The organism is Sphingobium aromaticiconvertens (genome assembly GCF_037154075.1).
Taxonomy (GTDB): Bacteria; Pseudomonadota; Alphaproteobacteria; order Sphingomonadales; family Sphingomonadaceae; genus Sphingobium; species Sphingobium aromaticiconvertens.
In genome coordinates this window covers 27,795-53,854 of sequence record NZ_JBANRJ010000001.1, presented here as the reverse complement: position 1 = coordinate 53,854, position 26,060 = coordinate 27,795, and the positions used below count along the sequence as shown (strand labels likewise).

General features: G+C 60.5%; 31 protein-coding genes. 11 read left to right on the top strand and 20 right to left on the bottom strand.

What is annotated here, in order from left to right:
• The first annotated feature begins 64 nt into the window (after positions 1-64).
• Entirely contained in the window at positions 65-1,333 is a 1,269-nt protein-coding gene (locus WFR25_RS00295; protein WP_336967432.1) for a M24 family metallopeptidase, read from the top strand.
• Between the two features lie 10 nt (positions 1,334-1,343).
• On the top strand, positions 1,344-2,147 hold the full coding sequence (locus WFR25_RS00290; RefSeq protein ID WP_336967430.1) for an alpha/beta fold hydrolase: 804 nt from the start codon (positions 1,344-1,346) through the stop codon (positions 2,145-2,147).
• A gap of 19 nt (positions 2,148-2,166) precedes the next feature.
• Here WFR25_RS00290 and WFR25_RS00285 read toward each other — a convergent pair whose 3' ends face one another.
• On the bottom strand, positions 2,167-2,448 hold the full coding sequence (locus WFR25_RS00285; protein WP_336967429.1) for a hypothetical protein: 282 nt from the start codon (positions 2,446-2,448) through the stop codon (positions 2,167-2,169).
• A complete protein-coding gene (locus WFR25_RS00280) occupies positions 2,445-3,497 on the bottom strand; it encodes a class I SAM-dependent methyltransferase (RefSeq protein ID WP_336967428.1) in 1,053 nt (350 codons plus the stop codon). Before WFR25_RS00280 ends, WFR25_RS00285 begins: the two co-directional genes overlap by 4 nt.
• A gap of 237 nt (positions 3,498-3,734) precedes the next feature.
• On the opposite strand from WFR25_RS00280, the gene WFR25_RS00275 reads away from it, so the two are divergent.
• Entirely contained in the window at positions 3,735-4,619 is an 885-nt protein-coding gene (locus WFR25_RS00275) for a TauD/TfdA dioxygenase family protein (protein ID WP_336967427.1), read from the top strand.
• Positions 4,620-4,717: 98 nt separating this feature from the next.
• Positions 4,718-6,019 carry a M24 family metallopeptidase gene (locus tag WFR25_RS00270; RefSeq protein ID WP_336967425.1) on the top strand — a complete coding sequence of 434 codons (1,302 nt, stop codon included), beginning with the start codon at positions 4,718-4,720 and terminating at the stop codon, positions 6,017-6,019.
• Here the strand turns inward: WFR25_RS00270 and WFR25_RS00265 are convergent.
• The 5 genes from WFR25_RS00265 to WFR25_RS00245 are packed head-to-tail and all read right to left on the bottom strand — an operon-like array spanning position 6,009 to position 10,047.
• A complete protein-coding gene (locus WFR25_RS00265; RefSeq protein ID WP_336967424.1) occupies positions 6,009-6,824 on the bottom strand; it encodes an alpha/beta fold hydrolase in 816 nt (271 codons plus the stop codon). The two genes, WFR25_RS00270 and WFR25_RS00265, sit on opposite strands and share 11 nt — an antisense overlap.
• Complete coding sequence (locus WFR25_RS00260; protein WP_336967423.1) at positions 6,821-7,462, bottom strand: isochorismatase family protein; 642 nt, start codon at positions 7,460-7,462, stop codon at positions 6,821-6,823. Before WFR25_RS00260 ends, WFR25_RS00265 begins: the two co-directional genes overlap by 4 nt.
• Complete coding sequence (locus WFR25_RS00255) at positions 7,452-8,336, bottom strand: isocitrate lyase/PEP mutase family protein (protein ID WP_336967421.1); 885 nt, start codon at positions 8,334-8,336, stop codon at positions 7,452-7,454. The genes WFR25_RS00260 and WFR25_RS00255 overlap by 11 nt, the downstream gene beginning before the upstream one ends.
• Positions 8,333-9,247 carry a polysaccharide deacetylase family protein gene (locus WFR25_RS00250; RefSeq protein ID WP_336967418.1) on the bottom strand — a complete coding sequence of 305 codons (915 nt, stop codon included), beginning with the start codon at positions 9,245-9,247 and terminating at the stop codon, positions 8,333-8,335. Before WFR25_RS00250 ends, WFR25_RS00255 begins: the two co-directional genes overlap by 4 nt.
• Before the next feature lie 41 nt (positions 9,248-9,288).
• Positions 9,289-10,047 carry a maleate cis-trans isomerase family protein gene (locus tag WFR25_RS00245; protein ID WP_336967416.1) on the bottom strand — a complete coding sequence of 253 codons (759 nt, stop codon included), beginning with the start codon at positions 10,045-10,047 and terminating at the stop codon, positions 9,289-9,291.
• A gap of 173 nt (positions 10,048-10,220) precedes the next feature.
• Here WFR25_RS00245 and WFR25_RS00240 point away from each other — a divergent pair, with 173 nt between their 5' ends.
• The 3 genes from WFR25_RS00240 (at position 10,221) to WFR25_RS00230 (ending at position 12,364) form a co-directional block, all read left to right on the top strand.
• A complete protein-coding gene (locus tag WFR25_RS00240) occupies positions 10,221-10,514 on the top strand; it encodes a DUF1330 domain-containing protein (RefSeq protein WP_336967414.1) in 294 nt (97 codons plus the stop codon).
• A 61-nt stretch (positions 10,515-10,575) separates the two neighbouring features.
• Positions 10,576-11,778, top strand: a complete 1,203-nt coding sequence (locus tag WFR25_RS00235) for an FAD-dependent oxidoreductase (protein WP_336967412.1) — start codon at positions 10,576-10,578, stop codon at positions 11,776-11,778.
• Positions 11,779-12,013: 235 nt separating this feature from the next.
• A complete protein-coding gene (locus WFR25_RS00230) occupies positions 12,014-12,364 on the top strand; it encodes a MucR family transcriptional regulator (protein WP_336967411.1) in 351 nt (116 codons plus the stop codon).
• A gap of 119 nt (positions 12,365-12,483) precedes the next feature.
• Here WFR25_RS00230 and WFR25_RS00225 read toward each other — a convergent pair whose 3' ends face one another.
• A complete protein-coding gene (locus WFR25_RS00225; RefSeq protein ID WP_336974533.1) occupies positions 12,484-13,566 on the bottom strand; it encodes an IS5 family transposase in 1,083 nt (360 codons plus the stop codon).
• Between the two features lie 779 nt (positions 13,567-14,345).
• Here WFR25_RS00225 and WFR25_RS00220 point away from each other — a divergent pair.
• Both WFR25_RS00220 and WFR25_RS00215 read left to right on the top strand, forming a co-directional pair.
• Positions 14,346-14,603 (top strand): ribbon-helix-helix domain-containing protein, encoded by a 258-nt coding sequence (locus WFR25_RS00220; protein WP_336967409.1) that lies wholly within the window; start codon positions 14,346-14,348, stop codon positions 14,601-14,603.
• 5 nt (positions 14,604-14,608) lie between these two features.
• Positions 14,609-14,923, top strand: coding sequence for a type II toxin-antitoxin system RelE/ParE family toxin (locus WFR25_RS00215; RefSeq protein WP_336967407.1), 315 nt, complete (start codon positions 14,609-14,611; stop codon positions 14,921-14,923).
• A 487-nt stretch (positions 14,924-15,410) separates the two neighbouring features.
• On the opposite strand, the gene WFR25_RS00210 is transcribed toward WFR25_RS00215, so the two are convergent.
• Both WFR25_RS00210 and WFR25_RS00205 read right to left on the bottom strand, forming a co-directional pair.
• Positions 15,411-15,830, bottom strand: coding sequence for an SRPBCC family protein (locus WFR25_RS00210; RefSeq protein WP_336967406.1), 420 nt, complete (start codon positions 15,828-15,830; stop codon positions 15,411-15,413).
• A gap of 37 nt (positions 15,831-15,867) precedes the next feature.
• Positions 15,868-16,236 (bottom strand): hypothetical protein, encoded by a 369-nt coding sequence (locus WFR25_RS00205; RefSeq protein ID WP_336967405.1) that lies wholly within the window; start codon positions 16,234-16,236, stop codon positions 15,868-15,870.
• A gap of 57 nt (positions 16,237-16,293) precedes the next feature.
• On the opposite strand from WFR25_RS00205, the gene WFR25_RS00200 reads away from it, so the two are divergent.
• Positions 16,294-16,800, top strand: coding sequence for an AraC family transcriptional regulator (locus WFR25_RS00200; RefSeq protein ID WP_336967404.1), 507 nt, complete (start codon positions 16,294-16,296; stop codon positions 16,798-16,800).
• Here WFR25_RS00200 and WFR25_RS26570 read toward each other — a convergent pair.
• The 4 genes from WFR25_RS26570 to WFR25_RS00185 form a co-directional block, all read right to left on the bottom strand.
• On the bottom strand, positions 16,797-17,018 hold the full coding sequence (locus WFR25_RS26570; protein ID WP_419723185.1) for a CGNR zinc finger domain-containing protein: 222 nt from the start codon (positions 17,016-17,018) through the stop codon (positions 16,797-16,799). The genes WFR25_RS00200 and WFR25_RS26570 overlap by 4 nt on opposite strands.
• A gap of 150 nt (positions 17,019-17,168) precedes the next feature.
• Positions 17,169-17,465 carry a hypothetical protein gene (locus WFR25_RS00195; protein WP_336967402.1) on the bottom strand — a complete coding sequence of 99 codons (297 nt, stop codon included), beginning with the start codon at positions 17,463-17,465 and terminating at the stop codon, positions 17,169-17,171.
• Complete coding sequence (locus tag WFR25_RS00190) at positions 17,462-19,051, bottom strand: PepSY-associated TM helix domain-containing protein (RefSeq protein WP_336967401.1); 1,590 nt, start codon at positions 19,049-19,051, stop codon at positions 17,462-17,464. Before WFR25_RS00190 ends, WFR25_RS00195 begins: the two co-directional genes overlap by 4 nt.
• Entirely contained in the window at positions 19,048-19,374 is a 327-nt protein-coding gene (locus WFR25_RS00185; protein WP_336967399.1) for a hypothetical protein, read from the bottom strand. Before WFR25_RS00185 ends, WFR25_RS00190 begins: the two co-directional genes overlap by 4 nt.
• A gap of 104 nt (positions 19,375-19,478) precedes the next feature.
• On the opposite strand from WFR25_RS00185, the gene WFR25_RS00180 reads away from it, so the two are divergent.
• Positions 19,479-21,539 (top strand): TonB-dependent siderophore receptor, encoded by a 2,061-nt coding sequence (locus tag WFR25_RS00180; RefSeq protein ID WP_336967397.1) that lies wholly within the window; start codon positions 19,479-19,481, stop codon positions 21,537-21,539.
• A 114-nt stretch (positions 21,540-21,653) separates the two neighbouring features.
• On the opposite strand, the gene WFR25_RS00175 is transcribed toward WFR25_RS00180, so the two are convergent.
• The 6 genes from WFR25_RS00175 to ssb all read right to left on the bottom strand — a co-directional run bounded on the left by WFR25_RS00175 (position 21,654) and on the right by ssb (position 26,025).
• Positions 21,654-22,414 (bottom strand): IS5 family transposase gene (locus tag WFR25_RS00175; protein WP_156028742.1). Its coding sequence is split into 2 segments (ribosomal slippage): positions 21,654-22,081 and positions 22,081-22,414, totalling 762 coding nucleotides; the frame shifts between segments, so codons are not numbered across the junction.
• A gap of 221 nt (positions 22,415-22,635) precedes the next feature.
• The gene (locus tag WFR25_RS00170; protein WP_336967394.1) at positions 22,636-22,782 is read right to left on the bottom strand and encodes a hypothetical protein; all 147 of its coding nucleotides are present in this window, start codon (positions 22,780-22,782) and stop codon (positions 22,636-22,638) included.
• Positions 22,779-23,966, bottom strand: a complete 1,188-nt coding sequence (locus WFR25_RS00165; protein WP_336967392.1) for a TonB-dependent siderophore receptor — start codon at positions 23,964-23,966, stop codon at positions 22,779-22,781. The genes WFR25_RS00170 and WFR25_RS00165 overlap by 4 nt, the downstream gene beginning before the upstream one ends.
• Positions 23,860-24,546, bottom strand: a complete 687-nt coding sequence (locus WFR25_RS00160) for a TonB-dependent siderophore receptor (RefSeq protein WP_336967390.1) — start codon at positions 24,544-24,546, stop codon at positions 23,860-23,862. Before WFR25_RS00160 ends, WFR25_RS00165 begins: the two co-directional genes overlap by 107 nt.
• A protein-coding gene (locus WFR25_RS00155; RefSeq protein WP_156028742.1) for an IS5 family transposase occupies positions 24,543-25,303 on the bottom strand; the annotation gives its coding sequence in 2 pieces (ribosomal slippage) (positions 24,543-24,970 and positions 24,970-25,303; 762 coding nt in all). Before WFR25_RS00155 ends, WFR25_RS00160 begins: the two co-directional genes overlap by 4 nt.
• 152 nt (positions 25,304-25,455) lie before the next feature.
• Complete coding sequence (gene ssb, locus WFR25_RS00150) at positions 25,456-26,025, bottom strand: single-stranded DNA-binding protein (protein WP_336967389.1); 570 nt, start codon at positions 26,023-26,025, stop codon at positions 25,456-25,458.
• Positions 26,026-26,060 lie beyond the last annotated feature (35 nt).

Genomic DNA, 26,060 nt, shown 5'->3' with positions numbered 1-26,060 from the left:
GCCCCGGCGATCCAGACCAGGATCGCCGGGGTTTCTTTTTTCCTTCGATCATCGGGAGTCCGTCATGCTGCTGAACAAGACCCGCGCCCATGAAATCATGGATCGGGAAGGGCTGGACGGGCTGATCGCCACCGCGCCGATCAATGTTTATTACCTGTCCGACTACTGGGGCGCGCTGATGCGGATGCGCCGTACCTTCTACAATTATGCGTTCCTGCCGCGCGACGAAACCGCGCCGCCCGCGCTGATCGTCACCGGCGTCGAGCATGTGCGCTTCTTCCACAAGCCCGAATTAACCTGGATGCCCAGTATCCAGAGCTATGTGCACCCCATCTATCTCGACCGTCGCGATTTCGATCCCGACGTCGAAGATCCCGAGCATGTCGAATATGGCATGAAATGGCCGATCAACCACGACACGCTCTCGCCGCGCGATGAGCAATATCTGCTGTTTCAAGAGAGCCATCGGGGCAATGCTTCGGTCAATGCCATTTACGCGCTCAAGAAGGCGATTGTGGAGGCGGGGCTGCCCGCTGGCAAGCTGGGATCCGACGATCCGCGCGTTGGCCCATGGTTGCAGGAGATCGGTCTGCCAGACGTGCAGGTGACGGACGCCACCACAACCTTCCGTGACATCCGCATGGTCAAGTCGCCTGCCGAGATCGCCTTGATGCGCAAGGTCGCGTCGATGAACCAGGAGGCACTCGAAGTCGTACTGGATTCGATCGAGGTCGGGATGCCGCGCGACGACCTCGACACCCTCTACAATGTCGAAGTCGCCAAGCGCGGCGGCAAGGCGATCTACCTCAACACCGGCCAGAACGGCACCCATCATGCCATGGGCACCGTGTTGGAGGGGGAGAGCATTACCTTTGATGGGTTGTGCGAGTATAAGAATTATCTGGGCGACCTCGGCCGCGTAGCGGTGTGCGGTGAACCCAAGCCAGAACTGGTCCGGCGCATGAAGGCGCTGGAAGTCGGCTGCAAAACCGTACTCGAAGTGGTCAAGCCCGGCGTCACCGGACAGGAAGCGACCAGCGCGGTCATCGATGCGGTGCAGGCGGCCGGTTTTCCCGGCTTCTTCTTCGCCACGCCCCACTCGATTGGCCTTGAACATTCGGACCACAAGATTCCGATCGGGCCGACCCTTCCCGGTGGCAACGGCCCCTTTGTGTTCGAGGAGAATATGATCTTCTCGCTCGACATGCCCTATTATGAGATCGGCTGGGGCAATCTGCATGTCGAGGACCAGATATTGGTCACCGCCAATGGTGTGGAGCCACTGACCAATTGCGACACCTCGCTTCGCATACGTCCGGGCGCTTCCGGCTGAACTACCTACGATGATTGCCAAAACCTATATCGACGGTCGCTGGGGCCAGGTCCATGTGCGGCTGGCGGGAAAACCCACTGCACCGCCCCTATTGATGCTGCATCCCACGCCCAAGTCAGGCTGGATCTATGAGCGGCTGATGAAGGATCTGGCACCGGGACGGACAGCGTTTGCGCCCGATACACCGGGCTATGGCGCCAGCGATCCGCCGCCCGCGCCACCATCGATCGAGGACCATGCCGACGCGATGTTCGGCGTGGTCGATCGGATCGCCGCCAATGGCCTGATCGCCGACAATATGGTCGATATATTGGGCTATCATACCGGCTCGTCGATTGCCGTGGCGATGGCCAATCTGAGGCCCCGGCAGGTGCGCCGCCTCATTTTGGTTTCGGTCGCAGCCTATGAGCCTGCCGTTCGCACCGAAAAACGTGCTGCACTGGCGCATTGGCCCATGCCGGTTGAGGATGGATCGCACCTGCAACGCATGTGGGCGCTCATGCGGTCGCTGTCGGACGCGCGGGTCGATACCAGTTGGCTGCACGAATCGCTGACCGAAAATCTGCGCTGTGGGTCCAGAGCGCCCTGGGGCTATGACGCGGTCTACCGCCACGATCTGCAATCCGCGCTTGATGTACTGGCCCACGACACGCTGATCCTCAATCCGCAGGATGACTTGTGGGATCTGACGCGGGCGAACGCGCCGCGCGTAAGAGGGGCGCGCTATATAGAGATGCCGGGTCTCTCGCACGGCATGTTCGATCTGGAAACGAAGAAGATCTCCGAATTGATTGAGGATTTTTTGCAGCGGTGAGGGGGCACCTCTCCTTGTCCTATCCCTCGACCGGCCCCGTCAACGCCTTGACCACGCCGTCAACCAGTCTCGCGCGCGCGATCGCCAGTTCCGTTTCCATCTCCGCCGACGGCACATAGGTCGCAATCGCCCCCCCCACGTCCAGTCCCTGGTCCTCAAGCACGGCTTCCAATATCCGTACCCGATCCGTCAGCACCCACAACTCGCGCGTCAGCGTCAGCATCGCCTCGCCCAGATGGTCGATCTGGCGGTCACGCAGCATCTGGCGCGGTTCGGGGTCGGACGCGCGTTTAGCCGTCACCACGCTGCCTCCGGTTTGCGCGCGACCAGTATATAGGGCTGGCCGCCGGGTAGTACGCTTCCGTCGACATCGGTGAACCCGGCGTCTGTCGCCACCTGCACCAAGTCGGTACTCGACGCTGCGCGCCAATAGGGTTCGCCGCCCCAGCGCGCCATCCAGTCGAACCGCCAAGACGCCATCCGGTCGATCTCGGCATAGCGCGGTACGTCGGACATGATGATGGTTCCGCTTGGCTCCAGCAGTCGGAATGCCTCGGCAAAGACCGCGCGTATGATGCGCGGCGGAATTTCGTGGATCAGGTTATAACTGCTGACCAGATCGAAACTCTCGTCGGCAAAGCCGGTATCCTCGCACGGCCGCTGATAGAGTTTCCATGCCCAGCCCCGCGCGTTTGCGACCCGCCGCGCCTGCTCCAGCATTCGTGCGGAGAAATCGACGCCGCTAACCTCGGCATCCGGGAAGGCCTCGGTCAGCGCAACCATATTATGGCCCGACGACGCGCCCATATCCAGGATATGGCGATAGTCGCGCCGCGGCGCGCGCTGGGCAGCGGTGCGGCGATGTCCGAAGATATTGCCGCCGAACACCCGGGTCAGGATGCGCTTGTGGATTAGTTCGCCATGAACGAAGCCATTATGCGGGCTGGCATCCCAGCCGCCGGTGGTGCGGTGGAACCACACCTGCTCGAAATAAGCGGGCAATTTCAGTGCTTCGTCCAGTTCTAGGCTCGCCGGACCATCCTCCAATGCCTTGAGCATCGGCTCCACAGCCTCGCGGATTTCGGCGAATGCATCCTGGCAAATCGGTCCATGGTCTTTGGCTGTCCACTCGCCCAATAGCGCGCGGGCGCCATAAGTGGCCGACTCCGCCAGCGTTGCATCCACAAGCCTGTGCCGGTCGTCCATCTTCTCGGGCATCGTCTGGGCGGTGATGCCCGCGTCGCTCAACTCTGCCTCGACCGCCCTTTGCAGCTTCGCGACGGCGCCACGCACCGCACAATGGAAATCAATCGCCGCGCGACCGCGCTGCCCCAGCACTACTTCGTCCATCGTTCTATCTCCGGTCGCTTGCAAGGTCGGTGATAGGCGCAACACTGTCGCGCGTCATGGAGCGCGCAAGATTTTATCGTCTGGTGAGGATGGCGACAGTTGCCATTTCGGAACGGTTGCCGACCGGCAACAATCGGGGCGATGGCACGCAATCGGATAGCGCCCACGCCTCCTACATCGGCGTCTTGCTGATGATGAGCGTGGGTGACGCCCTGATCCAACCAAAGGATTTGTCTCATGCTCCCTTCCCTATCGCCGCTGACACCCAGCGGAATACAGGCCGACTTCGGTGCGCGCGTGACAGGCCTGAACCTGGACGAGCCGCTACCCGATACCATCGTGGGCCAGTTGAAAGAAGCGCTCGACCGGTTCGCCTTCTTGCTGTTGCCCGATCAACCGATCAGCGGTGACCGCCAACTGGAGATTACGGGCCTTTGGGGCAATGTGCAGCGCAGCTATGCCGCAGTGGAGGGAATATTCGCCCGCCGCATTGCTCAGGCAGATCTGTCGGACGTCGCCAATCTGGACGAGAATAACCAGTTCCTGCCTGAGGGCGACCCACGCCGCATCTTCAGCTTCACCAACAAGGTCTGGCATTCGGACACAACCTACAAGCCGGTGCCGACCAAAGTGGCATTTCTGAGTGCACGGGAACTGCCGCCAACCGGGGGCGACACGGAATGGTGCGATATGCGTGCAGCCTATGACACGTTGGACGCGGACGAACAGGCCCGGATCGCCGACCTTCGCGTCGTCCATTCCCAGGAATTTTCCCGCAGCGAACTGGGCCTTGCTTATAGCGATGAGGATCGGGCGAAAAACGTGCCGGTCGACCATCCGCTGGTGCGGACCCACCCGAGGACGGGCCGTAAATATCTGTATCTGTCCAGCCATGCCTCGCATATCGTCGGCTGGCCGGTGGACGAGGGCAGGGCGCTCGTGCGCGAACTGACGGCCATCGCGACCCGATCCGAACATGTCTATACGCACCACTGGTCGATCGGCGACTTCCTCATATGGGACAATCGCACCACCATGCATCGTGCCCGCCCCTGGGAGGAATTTGTTCACCGCAGGGTCCTGTCTCGCTCTGGTGTCGATGAAGAAGTCCGTCCCATCTAGCCGTCTGGCGAATAGCGGCGCAGTTGAGTGGCCGGACGGTGCCGGGACACGCTACCATGGGGGAGTAAACCGCCCCCCGGGCCAGGAAGGACCAGATCATGCTGCTCAACAGGGAACGCGCCAACGCCGTCATGGACCGGCACGGTCTTGATGGCCTGGTCGCGGCGTTCAAGGAAAATATCTATTATCTGAGCGACTATTGGGGATCGATGTTCCTGATGTCGCGCAACTATACGCTATATGCCTTCCTGCCGCGCGATGAGAGCAAACCCGCCGCGCTGATCATGCCGGGCACCGGCGTCTATCATCTGGAACATGTGCCCACCTGGATGCCCAACGTGTCCACCTACATTACCCGGATCAAGCCCGGCCAGCCAATGCCGCCGCGCGATTTCGAGTTCACGACCGAGACGATCGAAGAAAGCAGCGGCGATCAGGTCGTGACCGAAGCGTCCGCAAAAGGCCAGGCGCTGACCCCCTATCCGACGCGAGAGGGCGCACGGATGGCGCCGCGCGACCAGCAACTGCTTGCCCGCTACGCGATGCACAGCGAAAATCCCGCCATTTCCTCCACCCGCGCGCTCAAGGCCGCGATCGAGGCGGCGGGCCTGTCGCATGGCCGCATCGGTTTCGACGATCCGCGCGTGCTGGGCTGGCTGAACGAAGTGGGCCTGCCCGAACTCACCGGCTGCGACGCGCTCAACATTTTCAAGGAAATCCGCATGGTGAAGAGCCCGGCGGAGATCGAACTGTTGCGGGTCGCCGCGCGAATGAGCGAGAATGCGATAAATGCGGTGATCGATCAGATCTATGTTGGCATGCCGCTAGACGATATTAGCCGTATCCACGCGCAGTCGATGCTCGATCAGGGTGGCAAGTCCGAATGGATCATCGCCAATATCCGCGGTCTTGCCACCGGCTGCGTCGAGGCGAACGAGATCATGAAGCTGGATTCTGTCGGCAGCTACAAACAGTATCGCGGCGATGTCGGCCGCACTGTCATCTGCGGTAAGCCGACCAAGGAAATGCTCGACCGCAACGTGGCCGTCAGCCGGGCTTTACACATCGCCTATGAGAATATCCGGCCGGGGAAGACCTTCAAGGAGATCGTCGATCTCACCCTTAAGGCCGTTCATGACGAGGGCTTCCCCGGCTTCGTCATCGCCGGGCCGCATTCGGTCGGGCTGGAGCATACAGACCATCCGGTGTCGGTCGGCGCGCAGATGCCGGGACACCATCCCCTTATTTTCGAAGAGAATATGGTCTTCACTCTGGACATGCCCTATCATGAGTTCGGCTGGGGCACATCCCATGTCGAGGACATGATGCTGGTCACTAAAAATGGCTGCGAGGCGTTATCCTCGATGGATACCTCGCTGCGCGTACGGCCTATCGGTTGAGAAAGGTCGTGATGGCCGAGGCTTCGTCGGCTGTGTCCACGACCCGTGCGTCCGCCATCATCGCCCCCAGTTCCGGGGCCGCCGCCGCGATATGCGGTGGCAGGCCGGGCAGGCGGATGAACAGAGTCGGCGCCATGACCAGCCTGATCCGCTCCGCCGTGGGATAGGCGAAAGCCGCTCGATAAGGCTTGTGGTAGCAAGTCAAATTCTTGAGCACGTCCAGCGCCGCAGCGTGGAGGTTGGCGGCATCCGGCACCGCGCGGTTCATCAGGCGATGTTCGGGATCGCGCAGGAAATAGGGGGTGTGCAGCGACTGGTCGCGCACGAAGTTGAAGGCCCAGACGAACTGCCGCCCATAATCGTCGGCTTCCATTGCGGGGGCATAAGCTTCCAGCCGCTTCGCGCGGGTCGCCGGATCGAAATCGCTGATCCCCTGAAAGATGACCCTGTCGACCCGGTCCGGGCAAGTGGCGGCTAGTTCGCACGCGATCCGTGCGCCGGTATGCGATCCATAGAGATCGGCTCGGTCGAGACCCAGCGCATCCATTACTCGCCGCATGGCGTCGGCGAAATAGGCGATGTCGGGCACCTCGGGGCCGGGCGGCGGGGAATCGCCATTGCCCAGCGTGTCGATCGCGATCATGTCGGCGTCGCAACCCGCCGCGCGCAGCGCTTCCATCACGGGCACGAGTCCGCGCGAACTATTGGGTGAGGGGTGGAAGAACAGGAGCGGTCGACCGGGTCCGCGCAGGCGCCGCATATGCACCGGCCCCTCCGCGATCGACACGAAATCCCGGTCGATCATCTGGCGACGGTCGCCATCAGCGCAATGGCATCATCCTCGTTGACGACCTCAGCCATCTTGGCGGCGATGTCGAAGAGATTTTGCTCGTGCGGGCGGGCGTCGCGATCGCCGCACGCTTCGCGTACGACGAAGGGCGCAAAGCCATGGCAAAGCGCGTCGAGGGCCGTCGCGCGCACGCAGCCGGAGGTGGAAAAACCGGTGATCAGCAAAGTGTCAAATCTGGCCGCGTGAAGAGTCGATGCGAGCGACGTGCCGAAGAAGGCGGATGGATATTGCTTCGACAGGATCATTTCGCCGGGCAAGGGCTGGAGCGAGGGCGGGAAGGCGCCCGCTGGTGAATCTCGCTCGAACGCCTTCAGCGCAGGCACCTTGCGAAAGAACATCCCGCCATCGATGCCGCCTGGCTCATAAACGACGTTGGTGAAGATGATCGGCACGCCTGCAGCGCGCGCGGCGGCCGCCAACCGTTCGTTGGACGCCAGCGCATCCTCGACCCCGGCATAGAGCGGCGAAGCGGGATCGAGATAGGCCATCACCACGTCCACGATCAGCAGCACCGGGCGCTGGCCGAAGACCAGCTTGCCACCGAAACCGGCAGCGGCATAATCGGCGTTCAGATCGGGCTTTTCAGGCGTCATAGCGTTTCCCAAGGGCAATAAGGTCGGATGCGCCCAGCAGGGCGTTCATGTCGGAAAGCTGGACGATGTCGGCCGACAGGCTGACGGTGCCGCGTTCGCGTGCCAGCGTATCGAGCCAGCCGGGTGCTTGCGCGACCAGTCCGTGCATCAGTAGCAATGGATGCAGCGCGATGGCGAAGCCCAACGCTTCGAGCGCCGCGCCATTACCGATCGGCGTGACCCCGCCTTCTACCAGATTATGCACCAGCGGCACGCGGCCAGCGAAGTGGGCCGCAATTTGCTCCAGTTCGTCCATGGTCCGTGGCCCCTCGATGAAGAGCAGGTCCGCGCCCGCTTCCAGATAAGCCTCTGCCCGGTCTATCGCGGCGTCGAAACCCTCCACGGACACCGCGTCGGTCCGGGCGATGACCAGCATGTCGTGGCGCGCGTCCAGCGCCGCCCTGATCCGGCCGACCGCTTCGGCGACCGGCACCACCGTCTTGCCCGCCATATGGCCACAGCGCTTGGGGAATCCCTGATCCTCGATTTGCACCGCGCTGGCGCCCGCCCGTTCGAAGGCGCGCAGGCTGCGCTGTAGCGTCAGGGCATTTCCGAAGCCGGTGTCGCCGTCGACGATCAGCGGGATGGCGACACGGTCGCGGATCACCGCCACCGCCTCGGTCACTTCGCTGGCCGTGACCAAGCCCATGTCCGGGCGGCCATAGCGGCCCATGGACAGCGCGCCGCCGGAGAGGAACGCGATGGGAAAGTCCGCTCGCTCGATCAGCAGGGCGGTCAGCCCGTCCCAACATCCCGGCACGCTATGCAGCCGCCGTCCGTCGGGATCTGCGCGGAGCAGATCCTTGAGGGCGGCGACATGTGCAGGCTCACTCATCCCAACTGGCCGGGAATATGGCTTTCATGGTTCTGGAGATACCATTCGGCAATCTCCTCGCGCGTCGCCCACCACACGCCGGGTAGCGACTTGGCATGTTCCATGAACTCGCGCAGCGCCCGGATGCGATGGGCGCGGCCCGACACATGGGGATGAAGGCCCAGATTCATGATCCGTCCGGTCTTCGCGCCTTCTGCATAGAGCACGTCCAGCTCCTCGATCAGCACGTCACGATATTCGTCGGTCGTGTAATTCTTGCGGGTGATGAAGGTGAAGTCGTTGATCTCGTTGGAATAGGGCACCGACACGATCGGCCCATGCGGCGTACGCAACAGGTAAGGCTGATCGTCGTTCATGATGTCGCAGTAGAAGGTGCAGCCATATTCGGCGAGGATGTCGGCTGTCTGTAGCGTGCCACGCAACGAGGAGGAGAGCCAGCCCTTCGACTTGCGACCGGTGAACTTCTCGAACTGGTCGAGGGTACGCAGCACGATCTCGCGCTCCTTGGCCGGATCGCCGGCGAAATTGGTGAGCAACTCGCCCTGCTCCCAATTATGCGTCAGTAATTCCCAGCCGCGCTCCAGCACCGCGTCGGTCATCGCCTTGCGCCGGTCGAAGGTGACGGCGTTGGTGGTGCAACTGGCCTTCACGCCCAGTTCGTCGAACAGGTCGATCAGACGCCATAGGCCCACCCGCTGACCATATTCGCGCCAGCTATAGTTGGGAAAATCGGGCGTATTGCCCGGCAGGATGTCGGGTAGAATCGACGGGCCACCGGCATAATAGGGCTTGTCGGTATCCTTGGTCAGGTCCCAGGTTTCCAGGTTGAACGTCAGGATCAGCGCGACCTGGGCGCCATTAGGCCATTTGAGCGGCTGGCGTTGGGGAAGCGGGATATAGTCATAATCCATGATGCGATTCCTTCGGCTCTCTATTCTGGTGGCGCTATAGCTTAAAATTCGGCCACTAGGCGGCCAAAGCCGTCCATCTGGTCGTTGATGCCCATGCTCCGCAGGGCGTGCCAATAGGTGGCGGTATTGATGGCGATGACCGGCTTTTCCAGCCAGAATTCCGCCATTGCAGCGACTTCCGCAAAAGCCAGGTTGGTGCCGGCCTGGATGATGGCGTCCACTCCTTCGCTCGCTTCGATAGCGGCGTGTTTGAGCGTCTGCTTCGATTCATGCGCGATCATCATGGGGGAGGGGGATTGCAGGCCGACCAAGTTTACGACCTCATAGCCCTGATCCTCGAAGAACTTCTTCACGTTGTTATCGCCCACGGGCATATAAGGCGTGATGATGCCGATCTTCCTGATCGGCTTGCCCTTGCTCTCATAGGCTTTGATCGCGGCATCGACGGCGGTCGATCCCATGATGACGGGTACGCCGCCGGTACGCTCCAGCATTTTCTTGTGCAGACGATCCGCGCCCTCCGCCCCGTCCCAAAAGGTTTCAGCCGACATACCCATGATGACGCAGCCCGGTTCCATCGACATCGACACATCGACCGCGTCGAAGGTCGCGTCCCGGATCGATTGCAGCATTACCATGAAGCTGTCGTCGTCCGTCACCTTCGTATCGGGAATGGCGATGCGGGAGAAATGGTTGGTGACGCCGCGGGGGCGCATATCCTCATATTCCGGCTGCACGCTGGTGTTCGTCGACGGCGCGATGACCGCGAACTTCATGCGATAACCAAGGGAATCGACCATGTTCTGTCCTTGCAAGGATGTTCGGGAATGTGGCCCTGCTTGTGCGGTCGCGAGTGGTGTGCCGTCATCCGACAAAGCGGGTTTTATCGACTGGCGAATAAAATGATCAGACCCTGACGCCCGATCCGCCGGTTGGTGCCACAGTGATTCCGGGCCGTTAACAGGAGGCAGGGATGGCAGCATATATAGTGGCGACAGTCAGCATCAATGATGCTGAGGCGTTTGCCGCCTATGGCAAGGGCATCGTTGGCTTGAGCGAACGCTTTGGGGGAACGTCGGTCGTCAAAGGGCTGGTCGCGGAAATGCTGGAAGGTGCGCCGGTGCCCGGCGAGCGGATCGTCGTGACCCGCTTCCCCGATGCCCAATCCGCCCGCGCCTATATCGCGTCGCCCGAATATCAGGTGGCGCTCAAGCTGCGCGAAGGCGCGGCGACCGTTTCCATGCGGCTGCTGGTCGATCCGGCCTGAGCGCGCCCGATCTAGCTTTTTGGCCGTAGCACCACTGCATATCTGATTTCAGGAACTGAACATGACCGAAAGAACACGCGTCCTCGTCGCGGGGGCCGGGCCGGTTGGCGCCGTCATCGCCTATCGGCTGGCGGAAATGGGCATCGACGTCGTACTGGTCGAACCGGCCACCCATTGTGCCGAGGATATGCGCGCCTCAACCTTCCATCCGCCGACGCTTGCGATGATGGAGGAACTGGGCGTCCTGGACGAACTGTTGGCCGACGGGTTGAAAGCACCGGTCTATCAATATCGCAATCGGCGTAGCGGTAATGTCATCAGCCTGGATCTGGCTGACATTGCCGACATGACGCCGCACCCCTACCGGCTGCAGTGTGAACAATATAAGCTGGCCCGTCTGCTGACCGGGCGCCTCGCCGCTCATCCGCATGGCACGGTATTGTTCCAACACCAGCTACTGTCCTACGAACAAGATGGCGACGGAGTGACTGTGCATGTCGAGGGGCCGTTGGCCATCGCGACCTATCGATGCGATTATCTGATCGGAGCAGATGGCGCGAGTTCGACCGTGCGAAAATGGATGGGCGTCGAGTTCGACGGCTTTACCTATCCCGAGCGGTTCCTGACGCTTTCGACCGCCTATCCGGTTGAGCAGCATTATGAGAATTTGGCGAACGTCAGCTACATGTCGGATGCCGCTGAATGGTGCGTGCTGCTGCGCGTACCCACCTTGTGGCGCGTGCTGGTGCCCTCGCATGAGCAGGAAAGCGACGCTATGTTGCTGTCCGACGCAAAAAAGTCAGCCGTCTTTTCCCGGCTGATCCCCGATGGCGAAGCGGTCCAGACCTATCACCGCACTTTGTACCGGGTGCACCAGCGCGTGGCCCGGAGCTTCGATCACGGCCGCGTGATTCTGGCGGGCGATGCCGCGCATCTCAACAATCCATTGGGTGGCTTCGGCATGAATTCGGGCATCCACGATGCCTGGAACCTGACCGACAAACTGCGCGATATCCTGCTGGACGGTGGCAAGGCTGACGAACGGTTGGGCCTTTACGATCGCCAGCGGCGCACGATCGCATCCGAATTCGTGCAGGCGCAGACGATCAAGAACAAGAAGGCGATGGAAGCTTCAGACACGGACGGTCCCAGTGCCCAGGAACAGCATATGGAGCAGCTGGCCAGCGATCGTGACCTGCGCCGCGAATATATGATGAACCAGGCGATGATCCGCTCACTGGAACGCGAACGGGAGATCAGGTGAGGTTGGCGATCCCGGACGGCTGCGCCGTTGAGATAGCCTTGGGGGGCAGGCTCAAAGGCCGGTTTTTTTCATAATCGCCGGACAGCACCTCGGGGCCGTCCCGATTGAACTGCCTTTTGCTGGTTTGGGATCGAGTGCACAGGCCGTGTTGTGATTGGAAACACAAAGATTAGAGCCTTTCTGCAATAGCCGAGCACCTGCTGGCCTCATGATTGTCTGATTGGAAAGATCTGAAATGTCCGAAGCCGAAACGTTCGATCTGACGACGCTTACCGTCGAACTTCTGTCCGCCTATTTTGCGAATAACGTCGTTGCGAGCGAAGATCTCGCAGGCCTTATCCAGTCAACGCGTTCCGCGCTGGCTGGAACTTCGGCACCGGACGACGAAAAGCCCGACGCGCCCGTCCATAAGCCAGCCGTCAGCATCAAGAAGAGCATCGCGAGCGCGGATCATCTCATCAATCTCATCGACGGCAAGCCCTACAAGACATTGAAGCGTCATTTGACATCGGATGGTTTGACGATTGCCGAGTATAAGGAACGCTACAAGCTGGACACCTCGAAGAACCGCTTGATTTGTGCGTAGGTTCGACGGCGCGGATTGCGGCGGCAAGGCAGGAGTGACGTTGCGGCGTATTTGTCGGTGATTTCCATATTGCCGGTGCCGCAGGGGCTGGAATTACCTTCGGTGGCCATCGGCTCACATCAAGCAGGCGCAGTTCGCCCCTCGAGCCAGGCCAGGCGCTGGAAGTTATAGGCCAGGTTGGCCATGCCGATCTTGATGGTGGCGCGGGCGATGCCGATGGTGCGCACGACGAGCCCCATCCGGTGCTTTTGCCCGGCGAACACATGCTCAACCTGGGCGCGGATCTTTGAGCGCCGGGTATTGGCCTTGGCGATCCGCTCGGGCAACGGTCGCCGCGGTTTGCGCCTCTGGTGAATGTGGCTGGTAAACATGCCACTCGCCAGGAACGCCTCGTTCTTCTTGGATCGATAGGCGGTATCAGCCCAGACGCCGGAGGCAGTGTTGTCCTTGCTGATGAGAACCGGCAGCCTTGCGCCGTCATGGGCATTGGCGGCGCTGGCATCCCAGGTGCGGATCAGCCCATGGGTTTTGTCGATGCCGATGTGATTCTTATAGCCGAACATCGGGATGGCCAAATCAACAGGCTTGGCCGCTTTCGGATCGGCGCCCTCCCTGACCTTGGCCTTGCTGTACTTGATCGACCAGCGTGCGTCGCGATCTTTCTGCCGCGCCTTGGCCGGCTTCCAGTCCTCCGGCATCCGGCCCTCCTTGATCGCTGCTTTCTCCACCTCCGTGTTGCGCTGTTTGGGTGCCGGCACGATAGTGGCGTCGATGATCTGCCCGCCCATAGCGAGATAGCCCCGGTCCTTGAGCGCGGCGTCGAAGCGAGCGAAGAGCCGGTCGATCACTCTGGCCTGTACGAGGCGCTCCCGGAATAGCCAGACCGTCGTGGCATCGGGCACGGTGCCGTCCAGCCCAAGCCCCAGGAAGCGTTGGAACGACAGGCGGTCCTTGATCTGGAACTCGGTTGCCTCTTCTGACAGCGAGTAGAGCGCCTGCAGCACCAAAATCTTGAACATCAAAACCGGGTCGAACGGCGGGCGCCCGCCTTTGCTCCGAACACTGCGGCGCAAGGCCGCCACCAATGGTCCACGGAAAACCCCGAAATCCACAACAGCCGCCAATCGCTCCAGCGGATCACCCGCCGCGCTCAGTGCATCGTACCGGTCTGAAAGATCGAAGAAACCCGGCTGCCCTATCATCACCGCCTCCGCCACATCGTCGGCGAAGTGAATCAAATCTGCCCATCAAACGCCAGAGTTTTTCGAGGTGTCCAGCTTCCTGCAAACTATCCGACCGTTGCACGATCCTATTCGGAAGCGTGCCGCGAAACAGCAAGCCGCATTGGTCTGGGCAATCGTCGCGCAGCGGCCGCTCCTATGCCTGCAGAGCCGACGGCTGCAGACGCAGCGATCATTCGGAAGTTCTAGCGGCACCCGCACTAAGGTTGGCAAGAAGGTGCGGCACGAAAACGCCGGCACCGCGAAAACGGCAACTGCTACCAAGACCAAGCCAAAAGCTAAGCTCCGCGTAAATACGCCCAACCTGAGGACGGCCATGGACGCTCATGCTCCGGTTGAGGCCGTCATTATCGACACCCCCAGCTGTTGACGCAAAGGCTGTCCGGGATCCGCGGCAGAAGGCCGCGCCCAAAGCGGATACTGTCCAGGCAGCGCTGGCGGCTGTTGCAGCGGCGAAACCCGCCCGAAAGCCGCGCGCGACACTGAAAATTGTGGCGCCGACCGCCTGAGCCGACACGCGCAAGCGGTGCCTTTGAAGGGTGCTGCCCAAAAGATTGCGCGACGCAATGATGGGATGGCGGATGCGCCCGTTTCGCTTGTTGCATATATGTAGCGAGTGTTTCGTCGGTGCTATTTGGTTCTTGAGATAAATTTCGCCTGAATTAGCCGATGCGAATCAAGCGATTTTCTTGCCATTATCCACAATATCCCTTATTTTAAGGACATGGAGGCGATTTCCAATGTCTAAGCAGATGACCTTGAATGTGCGCGTCAGTGGCGCGCTTAGCGATTTCGTCGCCGCTAATGTCGGCGATGTCGGCACATATGAGAATGTCAGCGAATATGTCCGCGATCTGATCCGCCGCGACAAGGAACGGGTTGAGTCTGAAAGGCTTGTCGCTCTCCGAGCTGAATTGACAGCTGCTTTCGCAGCGCCGGAGTCGGACTATAAGCCGCTCGATGCCGACCTCATAATGGCGCGTAACGCCCGCGGCTGATCCTCATGAGCACCTATCGTGTGCAGACAGCCGCCGGTCGGCGGATTGATGACATCTACATTTATACGCGCGAAGCCTGGGGTGAGGATCAAGCCCAGCGTTATATTCGCGGCCTCTTTGGGCGGTTCGACGACATTGCTGCATGTCGAGTGGCTTGGCGAGACGTTCCCAAGAATTTGGGGGTCGATGGCTTCTACTGTCGGTACGAACACCATTATATTTATTGGCGTGTCCTGTCAGATGGTACAATGGGCATCGTGACAGTGCTTCACGAGCGGATGCATCAGATCGATCGATTCCGGGATGATGCGCCGAACTGATCTGCAGCGCACGCTGGTACAAAGTGGACGAGCGCGATTGAGATTCCGGCTGCCATGATTTTGACAGTTTGGCGGCGAAATTGAGCTGAACCCTAATGGCATCATGCCATTAATGAAGGAAGCTAGAGCCCATTATCAGGCCTTGAGGCTGGGCCAGGAATGACCGGGCAGCGGTTTATTTTAACAGAAAATTTATGCCCATATTGTGCCCACGGCCATTGTTGACACGATTTTGAAATTGGAACAGGATCAAAAAATCCGCAAATTTCTGCGGCTTTCGACGGGCCTGTCGGGACATGGTTTGAGGCGGCTTGAGGTTTTTGATGCCGCCATGCGCAGGTTCGAATCCTGCCGCCCCAGCCAGTTTTCTCCTACCTACCGCAAAACCTTGATTTTCGGATGGCGCCGGAACCGTGGTGAGGCATTTGCTACAGAACCCTGCCACAAAGTTGGGGCTTTGTACGGATGGGAGGCATCCCGAATACGGTCAGGCGCGGTGGCATCTATCACTTTCGGCAGGCGATTCCGGTCGGCTTGCGTGAACGGTCGGCACGCACTGAACTAGATTCGCTGCTCCTGCTTCCATATTTCGTGCCAAGGCGCTTGCCCCTGCTATTACGAGTGGCTGAACTGTCTCGACACGATCTCCGGGCAGAAAGTCACTGATCCATATGAAGCGGCAGCTTCTATCATCGACTGGTACGATCTGCATCGACGCCGAATGATGTTCGAACATCTCACCCATCACATGATAGGCGAAGCGTCGATCGGCATCATCAATGGTGACAATCTGTTCGCTCGCAACAAGGCCGTTGGCGAAGGTGACCGTGCGGATATCGTCCTGCATCGTACATCCGGCCAGCACTGGCGCGAACAATCGGTCCGCACGGTCCGCCTGCCTCAACATTCCCCATGCTGCCTCGACGGGGACTGCGACGAGTTGTTCATGACGTATCGTTGCCATTTTTGGTTTCCTTGTTCCACACCATTGCGTGCTGGCTAAGACGTTTTGCTGGAGGAGACTTGGGGAAAATTGCTATATTGGGCTGATGACGATTTCTGCAGACCTCATCGCGCTTGGCGATGGTTGGACGGCCTCTCACATGCGATGCTGCGCTGGTCCCCATGACGCGGCTTTCGAAGAGGAACATGGTCAAATTTGCGTGGCAATCGTCGTCGAAGGCAGCTTCGAATATCGATCGTCGAAAGGGTCTGCGACGCTCGTGCCTGGCGCGATTCTTCTGGGCCAACCAGGCGATGGCTTCGAATGTCGGCATGAACATAGCATAGGCGACCGCTGTATTGCGTTTCACTTCGATTCCGATTTTTGCGAAAGCCAGATGATGGAGGTTCCGGGATTGAGCACTGCCATGTCCGGTCGTCCCGCCCTGCCACCGCAAGCTGACCATATCGCCTTGCTGGTACAGGCGGACGGACTTCTCACGAGCAGCGGCGGATCGGCCGAAGAGTTCAGCTATATGTTACTAGCGGCCGTCGCATCGACCGAAGTGTCGGCGCGATTTGGTGGCCCATGTCCGAAAACCACAGCAAAGCGCATCCAGGATGTCGTGCATTGGATCGAGCAGGCACCGCATCAGCGTCAGGGGCTTTCGGCGCTTGCCGAGAGCGCAGGCATGAGTCCATTCCACTTCCTGCGTGAGTTCAAGGGTTTGACCGGCATGACCCCGCACCAGTTCGTACTCGCACAACGGCTTCGTCGCGCCGCCGCGCATCTCCGGGAGGATGATGCACCGGTGAGTGAGGTGGCTTTCGATGCGGGTTTCGGTGACCTGTCGGAATTCAACAGGCGATTTCGGCGATTAATGGGAACCACGCCGATCGCATTTCGCGCCCGAAACAAGCACCCTGCGCCTTAACCGATTTCCCGAAGATTCGCTGTCCGGAGGCTTGCTCCGAAAGCGGGGCAACGCGTTTCGTCGTCGCTGATGGACGCCGGATCCCCGCGACTGCGGCGCGCACGAGAGGCCCGTGTTTTCTGACGATTGCCGCAGCCGGTGGACGAGCACCAGCGCCGGGAGCCGGGCTTCGACCGGTCGAGGAATATCCACCGACAGCCGGGGTCGGCGCGCGCCATCGGCGACATAATGCCGGGCATCCAAGCTGTTGACAAAATCATAGAGAAGCGTGGCTCCAGGCGGCACAGCATAGTGGTAATCGCTGGTTTCGTTGCGGAACGACGACAAAGGGTCGTTCGCGGACATCCAAAACTCTCCAATTACTATGTTCAGTCTGTGATGCCAGGCTGAGGAGAAGAGCGATCGGCAACGCGGAAGCAAAATGTCGCAGCCCATCCCAACAGCGCGCATCCGCCAAGCCACATCAGGAAGGCAGCTGAATCGCCGGCCGCAGCGCAGACGATGCCTGGTATCACGGCTATCGCTACGAGCAGCCGCCGCATGCCCTTGGCCATTCCATCGCTTTTCTTCACCGATCGCCGGCGCTTCGGATCCCCGATGCAAAGAAGAAGGATTGGCACTGCGGAGAAAACGACGGTGGCCAGGGTTGTACCTGCCATGGTCATAGCTGAACCGCTTGTTCCATGCGCGGCTCGGCCTTCCGCCAGATGCCCGCCTCCCGGCAACTATGGATGAGCCAGGCGCCGGTCAACAGGAACGCGATGTCGAGCGCCGCGATGATCGGTTGATTGACGGCGATTGCTTCGCTCCAGCCGGGACCGCCGGCGGCGAACAGGCGAAGCGCTGGCAATGCCAGCATGACGAGCCCGGTCGCGCCCTTCAGCATCCTGGCGAGCATATCGTTGGAGGACGCGAAAATGCCCATGGCGATGGCCAGCGCTGATCCGATCAGAAATGCCGCAGTCGTCCAATAGACCGCCAATCCTAGCGGCATGGCCACCAGGAAGGCGGCGGCCGATACGGTCAGACCGAAAGGCAGGCCGAAGCCGACGACCGTCACTGTCCGTTCAAGCCACGCGAACGAACGCGCATCGTCCTTGCGCCGGACCACCCACAGGCACATGCCGGTGAAGGTGACGTAGCACATGGCGAAACCCAGCCCGAACCAGATCGCCTTCGAAATCATGCCGGCGAAATTGCCGAAATGCAGCGGCCCCATGATCCCCGTCAGCGTGCCTCCCACCGACGGGCGCGTGCCCACCGCGGGCTTGGCATGGACGAAGGTGGCAGAGGCGCCATTATATAGCAGCGATACGGGTTCGATGTCGCTCGACCTGGGGTTGTGAAAGCTGGTGATCTTCGCATCTGCCCGGCCGAAATTCTCTATCGCGACGAAGGTCGGCGCCCCACCGGCGCGGCGGATGGAGTCCGACGTGATCCGGTCGAGGTTGCCGATGGCCGTGGGGCGCGGATCGGGCGCGCCGGGATTGCCGAACACCGCGTCGCTCAAGGCCTGAACATTGCCGCTGAACGCCGCCATCGCGACGACGGGCACGCCGATGGTGCCGAAGAAGGAGAAGAAGCTGCCCGTGAAGGCGAGAATGAACGCGAAGGGCAGGCTCCAGGTGCCCGCGACGCTATGGCGGTCGCGGTCCACCAGCACCGGATTGGCGCGGGTGCGCAGGGTGAAGATGTCCTTGAACAGATGCCGGTGGATCAGCAGTCCGGAAATAGCCGCCACCAGCATGGCAAGGCCCAATATGCCGGTCAGCAGCAGCCCCCAGGGATTGGGCACATGCAGCCGGACATGGGTATCGACCAGGAAGCTGCTGAGCGCATCGTCGTTGCGCGGGCCGAAGACCTCCTCGTCGGTGCCGTGGATCGTGCGGGCGATCCGGCCGTCACCGTCGAGCTGGTAGTAGATGCCGCGCTCGACCGGCACGCCCTTCGCGTCGATCTCGTGTCGGTGGAAGAAGGCGCCGAGATGGTGATCGCCGATCTCGAACAGGTTGACGCCCTCATGATATTGGGCGGGCGTCTGCGCTGCCAGGCGTCGTACCGTGGCGTCGATCGGCGTTTCGAAGACGGAGCGCGTCGCGACATGGCCCGCCGACCAGGCACCGATCTCCTCAGCGAACACAGCCGCGGTGCCGGTCAGGACCACGGCATAGAGCAGCAGGCCCAGCAGGATGCCGGACCAGCCGTGCACCGCCACCATCGCCTTGGTCTCATCTTTCTTGAGATGAATCATCCAACTTTCTCCGCAGGTGGCATCGGGGCGAGCAGGCGCGACGCGACCAATCCGCCGTGCACCAGAAACAGCGCGGCCGCGACCAGCGCCACGCGCATGAGGCTGCGGTCAAGGCAGGCGTGGAAGAACAGGCCGGCCCAGATCAAGGGCGCGAATATCAGGGGCAAGGCCAGATTGTCGATGCCAGCAGCGCCGCCGGGTAGCCATAGCGGCATGCCCGCCAGCAGCGTCAACGCCACCAGGATCGCAACCGGCCCGGCCAGGACGACGCGTATCCAAAGGCGGCGACGGGACGCGCGCGATATTTCCGTCTGATCGGCCATTTCGTCTGGGTAGGCAGCTCAATCGCGATTTGCAAGAAAAACGCTATTGATAATCGATCGCAACGATACTACTCGCGCTGCAAGAGAAGACGAAGGGGCGAACGATGGCGAAAATAATCATGATGGCAGGGATAGCAGGAATGCTGGCCAGCCAACCGGCCTGGGCCGACCAGGGCGCACCGGCGGACGAAGATCAGGACATGATCGTCGTCACTGCCGCCAGCACGGGCACGAAGACGGAAACGCCGCTCGTCGAACTTCCCCAACCGATCAAGGTCATCAGTTCCGAGCAATATCTCTCGCAAGGCGCGATCAGCATCAGCGACACGGTGAAATATGCCGCCGGTGTCCTCGCCAACCCCTATGGCCGCGACACCCGCGTCGACGGTTTCAACGTGCGCGGTCTTGACGCGCTCCAGTTCCGCGACGGCATGCGCGACGTCTTCTCCTATTATGCCAGCATCACGTCGGACCCGTATAATTTCTCGCGCGTTGAAATCGTGCGCGGCCCGGCCTCGGTGCTCTTTGGCCAAGGGTCGATCGGCGGCCTCGTCAACCTGGTGTCCAAGACGCCGGATTTCGAGACGCGCGGCGAACTCAACCTCGTCTACGGCAGCTATGACCGCAAGGAAGCAATGGGCGACGTCAACTTCGCGCTCGCCGACAATCTGGCGGTCCGCTTCGTCGGCCGCGTCCGCGACGCCGACACCTATGTCGACCATGTCCCCGACGACCGCATGATGTTCGCGCCCTCGATCCGCTGGAAGCCCACCCCGGACACCGACATCGTCCTGACCGGCCTCTATCAGGAGGACGACACCGGCTCGACCTCGCAATTCCTGCCGATCGTCGGCACATTCCTGCCGAACGCCGCCAATCCGTCGGGCAGGCTGGATAAATATACGTTCGTCGGCAAGGCTGGCTGGGACCGTTATAATGGTCGCTCGCTTCAGGGCGGCGGTTCCATCACCCACAATTTCTCGGACGCGATCAAGCTCAACCTCAAGGCCCGCTATATCGACAGCGACCTTGAATATAACACCCATTATGCCGACAGCTATTCCAACCCGCAGGATCCCTTCTCGGTCTACGGCACCGATGGGCGCACTATCGGCCTGTTCGCGGGTGCCAACGACGCACGGATGAACGTCTTTTCGACCGACAATAATTTTCAGATCGGCTTCAACACCGGCGCCAATATCGAGCACAAGCTGCTGGTCGGTATCGATTATAGCTGGAACAAGGTTGCCAAGCGCTCCGCCGACGATTTCGACATCGTCGACCTCTACGACATCGACTATGACGCGCTGCCGACCTTCGAGGCCACCGGTCCCTTCACGACCGACAGCCAGAAGCAGCTCGGCATCTACGTACAGGATCAGATCCGTTTCTACGACCGCGTCTCGGTCGTGCTGGGCGCCCGCCGCGACCGTGTCACCGGCTCCTCGGGGCAAAAGGACAATGCCACCACCTTCCGCGCCGGCATCATCGGCGAGATCGGCGCGGGTATCTCGCCCTTCTTCAGCTATACTGAAAGCTTCCTGCCGGTCGCCGGCCGGATCGAAAATGTCGACGGCAGCTTCGGCGATCCCTACCGGCCGCAGACCGGCACCCAATATGAAGCGGGCGTGAAATGGCAGCCCGCGCCCAGCACTCTCGTCACCGCCACCGTCTTCAAGATCAAGGAACGCAATCGCGTCCTGTATCTGGCCGCGGGCGGCACCACTCAGTCGGGCGAACTGAACACCAAGGGCTTCGAAATCGAGGCCAGCCATACCCTTCCGGGCAATTTCGAACTGCTGGCCAATTATGGCTATTCCAAGCTCAAATCGGAAAGCAACACCAGCCTCGACTATATGCCGCGCCACACCGCGTCGCTCTGGTCGACCAAGACCTTCGGCCTCGTCGACGAAGCCCAGCTGCGCCTGGGCGGGGGCGTCGTCTACAGCGGGAAGAGCGTGTCAACCAGCGACATCTGGTCGATCGTCACGCCTTCGCGCACCACGGTTGACGCGCTGGCGGAAATCAACTGGACCAACTGGCGCTTCGCCCTCAACGCCACCAACCTCCTCAACAACAAATATTTCGCCTCCTGCCTGGCGCGCGGTGACTGCTTCATCGGCGCGCCCCGCAACGTCATGGCGACCGTGGGCGTGCGCTTCTGATCATAGGGAGAGGCGATAATTTCAGGCTTTTTCGTGAGGTATGATGTTCAACACTCTGCCACTAGAGCATATTCCGTTCTGATTGCATCAGACCGGATGCTCTAGGGTCAGGACTCATTGATTGATCCAGAATATAACGGTCGCGGCGATGCAGATGGCGGACATGAAGGTATGGGCGCAACGATCGTAGCGCGTGTGGATGCGCCGCCAGTCCTTGATCCTGCCGAACATATTCTCGACTTTGTGCCGCTGTCTATAGAGCGCCGTGTCGTGTGGAATGGGCACTTTCCGGTTCCCCTTTGACGGGATGCAGGCCGTGATCTTGCGGTCGGCCAGTGCCGCGCGGAACCAGTCGGCGTCATAGCCCTTGTCGCCCAGCAGGACCTTTGCCTTCGGGAAGGCATCGATCATCAGTGCAGCGCCCTTATAATCGCTCATCTGCCCTTCACTGAGCAGCATGATGAGCGGTCGGCCTTTGCCATCGCATACGGCATGTAGCTTGGAGTTCAGGCCGCCTTTGGTGCGTCCGATACGTCGGGGAACATCCCCTTTTTAAGCAGGCTTGCCGCCGTCCGGTGTGCTTTCAGGTGGGTTGCATCGATCATCAACTGGTCGGGCTTGCCGCCCTTTGCTGCCAAGCCAGCGAAGATTTTGTTGAACACGCCGAGCCTGCTCCAGCGGATGAAACGATTGTAGATCGTCTTGTGTGGGCCATACTCCTTGGGCGCGTCGCGCCACATCAGCCCGTGCTTGATGACGTAAATGATCCCAGACACTATCCGCCGATCATCCACTCTTGGCACCCCATGAGACAAGGGAAAATACGGCTCGATCCGGCGCATCTGCGCCTCACTCAGCAGAAACGGAACATCCATCGGCAGCGCCTCCTAACGCTGCTATTGAATCAACCCATCACCCAATGCGCAAGCAATTTAACAGGTCCTGACCCTAGGTCTTTGTTTTACCGCGTTTTCGATTGCCAATAAAGGCGGACGGTCTGATTGAACTCCAGAAGCCGGTCTGGGCGATCATTGGCGGTAATCCCTGTTCAATGACGGGACGCACCCGTCATTGAACGGTTCTTATGTCGGAAAGCTCAGAAATGACGGCTGAGCGATAGGCGCCAGTTGCGCGGCTGTCCCGGCGTGATGCGGTCGGCGCAGCAGGAGTCCGGGAAATCGCGTTCGTCCAGCAGATTGGCGAGTGGCCCTGACGGAACGACGTAGCTGCCGTACAGGCTCACATTATGGCATGGGATATTCTGCAACTCGGTGCCGACCGGGATTGTCTCGTCATCCGGATATAGGCATAGGCGAGGCTGACGGTCGCGCCGGGGGTCGGGCGCCACTGGCCCTCCACCTCAACGCCCCGGCTACGCTGCTTGCCCGTGACGCGGGAAAAATTGGGAAAGTCGGGGTCGCTGGTCAACACACGCTTGAGATCGTAAAGCGAGATCATGCCGCTGACAGTGCCGTTGGCTGGCGCGAACTTGATGCCGTCCTCGATATTCCGGCCGCGTTCCGGCGGCGCCTGACCGATGACGCTGGGCGCTCCGTCAGCACCAGTCTCCAGGACGATCTGCGATCCAAACTGCGGGGTGAAGGATTTCGCCCAGGTGGCATAGACGTTCACATCGGAGATGATCTCATAGGATGCCCCCACGCGCGGGCTGAAGGCGGTCTGCAATTCGCCGTCGGACTTTGCGCGATCCCACCGACCGCTTAACGTCACCGTCAGGCGATCGGTCAGATTGATATGATCCTGAAGATAGAAGCCGATCTGACTGTTTTTCGAGCCGCCGGAATAGGGCGCGGGGGTGGGCACCAGCGTCTCGTCATAGTCGTGCGCGACCATGTCCAGGGGGAAATGGGTGGCGTCGAAATCCCCATCGCCGCGATAGCTTCCCGTGCTACGACGATAATCGACATCGGCCAGAATGTTGTGGCGGACGGTCCCGGTCGTGAATTTGCCTGTCGCCCGATTGTCGACAGCGAAATCCTTGTCCGTTGCACTGTAGGGGCCATAATACATGCGACCCAGGGTGCGCCCCTGCTGCGCGCCATTCACGACATTGTCGTCCAGATAGCCCGCTACGAACATCCAGCGATCCCAATAGGTGGTGCGGTGGGTGTAGCGCATCGTCTGGCTGATCCCGAAGGAATCGCTGAAGCGATGGTCGAACATCGCGCTGATGGACTTGCGGTTCTGGTTGTAGACGGGTTTCTGACTGCCGCGGTTATTGACCGAGAAATCGATCGGCGTCGGGCCATTGGCGCTTGGCAATATGGTGCCCCAGACGCTCAGCGGCGAGAAAGGATTGTCATGATCGCGCTGATAGACGCCCAGCAGTGTCAGGCTGGTGTCTGGCGCTATCTGCCATTTTAGGGAGGGAGACGCATAGATGCGGTTCTGCCCGGAATTGCGCACGAAGATCGACATCGCGATAGACGAGGTTGAGCCGGGCGGTGAGGGCGCCATCACTGGCCAGCGGCGCATTGGCGCCCACCGCGCCTTCGATCAGATCATAGGAGCCGGTCGAAAGCGTGGCATCCATGAACGCTTCGGCCTGTGGCCACTTGCTGACGAGATTGACGATTCCGCCCAACGGTGCCGAGCCGAAGAGCGCCGATGCCGGCCCTTTGACCACCTCCACCTGCTGCAGGCCAGCCAGCTCATTGTTGCTGGCAACGCCGGCCTCGCTCAATATCCCGTCCAGATAGACGCTGCCATGGGCCGCATCGTATCCCCGGATTGTGTAGGCGTCGAAGAAACCATAGGTGCTGCTGCGCGAGACGCCAGCCACGCTGCGCAGCGCGTCGGCCAGGCGGGTCACCCCACGTTCCTTCAGGGACTCGGCAGTGACCACGGAAATGGCCTGCGGCATTTCAACGAGCGGCACATCCGATTTGGCGGCATTGGCTTCATGGAATAAAAACGGGCAACAGTTACACAACTGTTGCCCGTTATAAATTGGCCAACGTGCATATTCCCTAGGGTCAGGACTCATTGATTGATCCAGAATATAACGGTCGCGGCGATGCAGATGGCGGACATGAAGGTATGGGCGCAACGATCGTAGCGCGTGTGGATGCGCCGCCAGTCCTTGATCCTGCCGAACATATTCTCGACTTTGTGCCGCTGTCTATAGAGCGCCGTGTCGTGTGGAATGGGCACTTTCCGGTTCCCCTTTGACGGGATGCAGGCCGTGATCTTGCGGTCGGCCAGTGCCGCGCGGAACCAGTCGGCGTCATAGCCCTTGTCGCCCAGCAGGACCTTTGCCTTCGGGAAGGCATCGATCATCAGTGCAGCGCCCTTATAATCGCTCATCTGCCCTTCACTGAGCAGCATGATGAGCGGTCGGCCTTTGCCATCGCATACGGCATGTAGCTTGGAGTTCAGGCCGCCTTTGGTGCGTCCGATACGTCGGGGAACATCCCCTTTTTAAGCAGGCTTGCCGCCGTCCGGTGTGCTTTCAGGTGGGTTGCATCGATCATCAACTGGTCGGGCTTGCCGCCCTTTGCTGCCAAGCCAGCGAAGATTTTGTTGAACACGCCGAGCCTGCTCCAGCGGATGAAACGATTGTAGATCGTCTTGTGTGGGCCATACTCCTTGGGCGCGTCGCGCCACATCAGCCCGTGCTTGATGACGTAAATGATCCCAGACACTATCCGCCGATCATCCACTCTTGGCACCCCATGAGACAAGGGAAAATACGGCTCGATCCGGCGCATCTGCGCCTCACTCAGCAGAAACGGAACATCCATCGGCAGCGCCTCCTAACGCTGCTATTGAATCAACCCATCACCCAATGCGCAAGCAATTTAACAGGTCCTGACCCTAGTTACAGGGAACTTAACAAAAATGGCGTACTCGTTATGCTTATTGGTATTAGCTACCTGAGTAGCCATACCCATGATCAGAACGGAACTTCATCGTCGAGGTCATTGTCAAAATTGGGGGCCGAACCGCCGCCCCGATTGCCGCCCCCCCCGGATGAACGACCGCCGCTGCTGGCGCCGCCGCCAAAGCCGCCATCATCATAGTCGCCGCCGCCATAACCGCTCGATCCGCCACTCCAGTCGCCGCCGCCCGATGACGAACGGCCACCGCCGCCACCGCCTTGCCCGCCGCCCGGCGCGCCATCCAGCATCGTCAGCACTGATCCCAGGCCCTGCAGCACGACCTCGGTCGAGTAGCGATCGTTACCCGACTGGTCCTGCCATTTGCGGGTGCGCAACTGACCCTCGATATAGACCTTCGACCCCTTGCGCAGGAAGCGTTCGGCCACGCCGACCAGCCCTTCGGAGAAGATCGCGACCGTGTGCCACTCCGTGCGTTCCTTCTTCTCGCCGCTGTTGCGATCCTTCCAGCTTTCGGACGTGGCTATGCGCAGGTTGCAGACCTTACCGCCATTCTGGAAGCTCTTCACTTCCGGGTCAGCGCCCAGATTGCCTACCAATATGACCTTGTTGACCGAGCCAGCCATGATTCCTCCGAAGCGTGAAAACGGTCCTTATAGGC

Bases quoted from the DNA above. Each gene is read 5' to 3' on its own strand.
- WFR25_RS00295 (WP_336967432.1), top strand. From the start codon at position 65: ATGCTGCTGAACAAGACCCGCGCCCATGAAATCATGGATCGGGAAGGG.
- WFR25_RS00290 (WP_336967430.1), top strand. From the start codon at position 1,344: ATGATTGCCAAAACCTATATCGACGGTCGCTGGGGCCAGGTCCATGTG.
- WFR25_RS00280 (WP_336967428.1), bottom strand. From the start codon at position 3,497: ATGGACGAAGTAGTGCTGGGGCAGCGCGGTCGCGCGGCGATTGATTTC.
- WFR25_RS00275 (WP_336967427.1), top strand. From the start codon at position 3,735: ATGCTCCCTTCCCTATCGCCGCTGACACCCAGCGGAATACAGGCCGAC.
- WFR25_RS00270 (WP_336967425.1), top strand. From the start codon at position 4,718: ATGCTGCTCAACAGGGAACGCGCCAACGCCGTCATGGACCGGCACGGT.
- WFR25_RS00265 (WP_336967424.1), bottom strand. From the start codon at position 6,824: ATGATCGACCGGGATTTCGTGTCGATCGCGGAGGGGCCGGTGCATATG.
- WFR25_RS00260 (WP_336967423.1), bottom strand. From the start codon at position 7,462: ATGACGCCTGAAAAGCCCGATCTGAACGCCGATTATGCCGCTGCCGGT.
- WFR25_RS00255 (WP_336967421.1), bottom strand. From the start codon at position 8,336: ATGAGTGAGCCTGCACATGTCGCCGCCCTCAAGGATCTGCTCCGCGCA.
- WFR25_RS00250 (WP_336967418.1), bottom strand. From the start codon at position 9,247: ATGGATTATGACTATATCCCGCTTCCCCAACGCCAGCCGCTCAAATGG.
- WFR25_RS00245 (WP_336967416.1), bottom strand. From the start codon at position 10,047: ATGGTCGATTCCCTTGGTTATCGCATGAAGTTCGCGGTCATCGCGCCG.
- WFR25_RS00240 (WP_336967414.1), top strand. From the start codon at position 10,221: ATGGCAGCATATATAGTGGCGACAGTCAGCATCAATGATGCTGAGGCG.
- WFR25_RS00235 (WP_336967412.1), top strand. From the start codon at position 10,576: ATGACCGAAAGAACACGCGTCCTCGTCGCGGGGGCCGGGCCGGTTGGC.
- WFR25_RS00230 (WP_336967411.1), top strand. From the start codon at position 12,014: ATGTCCGAAGCCGAAACGTTCGATCTGACGACGCTTACCGTCGAACTT.
- WFR25_RS00225 (WP_336974533.1), bottom strand. From the start codon at position 13,566: ATGATAGGGCAGCCGGGTTTCTTCGATCTTTCAGACCGGTACGATGCA.
- WFR25_RS00220 (WP_336967409.1), top strand. From the start codon at position 14,346: ATGTCTAAGCAGATGACCTTGAATGTGCGCGTCAGTGGCGCGCTTAGC.
- WFR25_RS00215 (WP_336967407.1), top strand. From the start codon at position 14,609: ATGAGCACCTATCGTGTGCAGACAGCCGCCGGTCGGCGGATTGATGAC.
- WFR25_RS00210 (WP_336967406.1), bottom strand. From the start codon at position 15,830: ATGTTGAGGCAGGCGGACCGTGCGGACCGATTGTTCGCGCCAGTGCTG.
- WFR25_RS00200 (WP_336967404.1), top strand. From the start codon at position 16,294: ATGTCCGGTCGTCCCGCCCTGCCACCGCAAGCTGACCATATCGCCTTG.
- WFR25_RS26570 (WP_419723185.1), bottom strand. From the start codon at position 17,018: ATGGCGCGCGCCGACCCCGGCTGTCGGTGGATATTCCTCGACCGGTCG.
- WFR25_RS00195 (WP_336967402.1), bottom strand. From the start codon at position 17,465: ATGACCATGGCAGGTACAACCCTGGCCACCGTCGTTTTCTCCGCAGTG.
- WFR25_RS00190 (WP_336967401.1), bottom strand. From the start codon at position 19,051: ATGATTCATCTCAAGAAAGATGAGACCAAGGCGATGGTGGCGGTGCAC.
- WFR25_RS00185 (WP_336967399.1), bottom strand. From the start codon at position 19,374: ATGGCCGATCAGACGGAAATATCGCGCGCGTCCCGTCGCCGCCTTTGG.
- WFR25_RS00180 (WP_336967397.1), top strand. From the start codon at position 19,479: ATGGCGAAAATAATCATGATGGCAGGGATAGCAGGAATGCTGGCCAGC.
- WFR25_RS00160 (WP_336967390.1), bottom strand. From the start codon at position 24,546: ATGAGTCCTGACCCTAGGGAATATGCACGTTGGCCAATTTATAACGGG.
- ssb (WP_336967389.1), bottom strand. From the start codon at position 26,025: ATGGCTGGCTCGGTCAACAAGGTCATATTGGTAGGCAATCTGGGCGCT.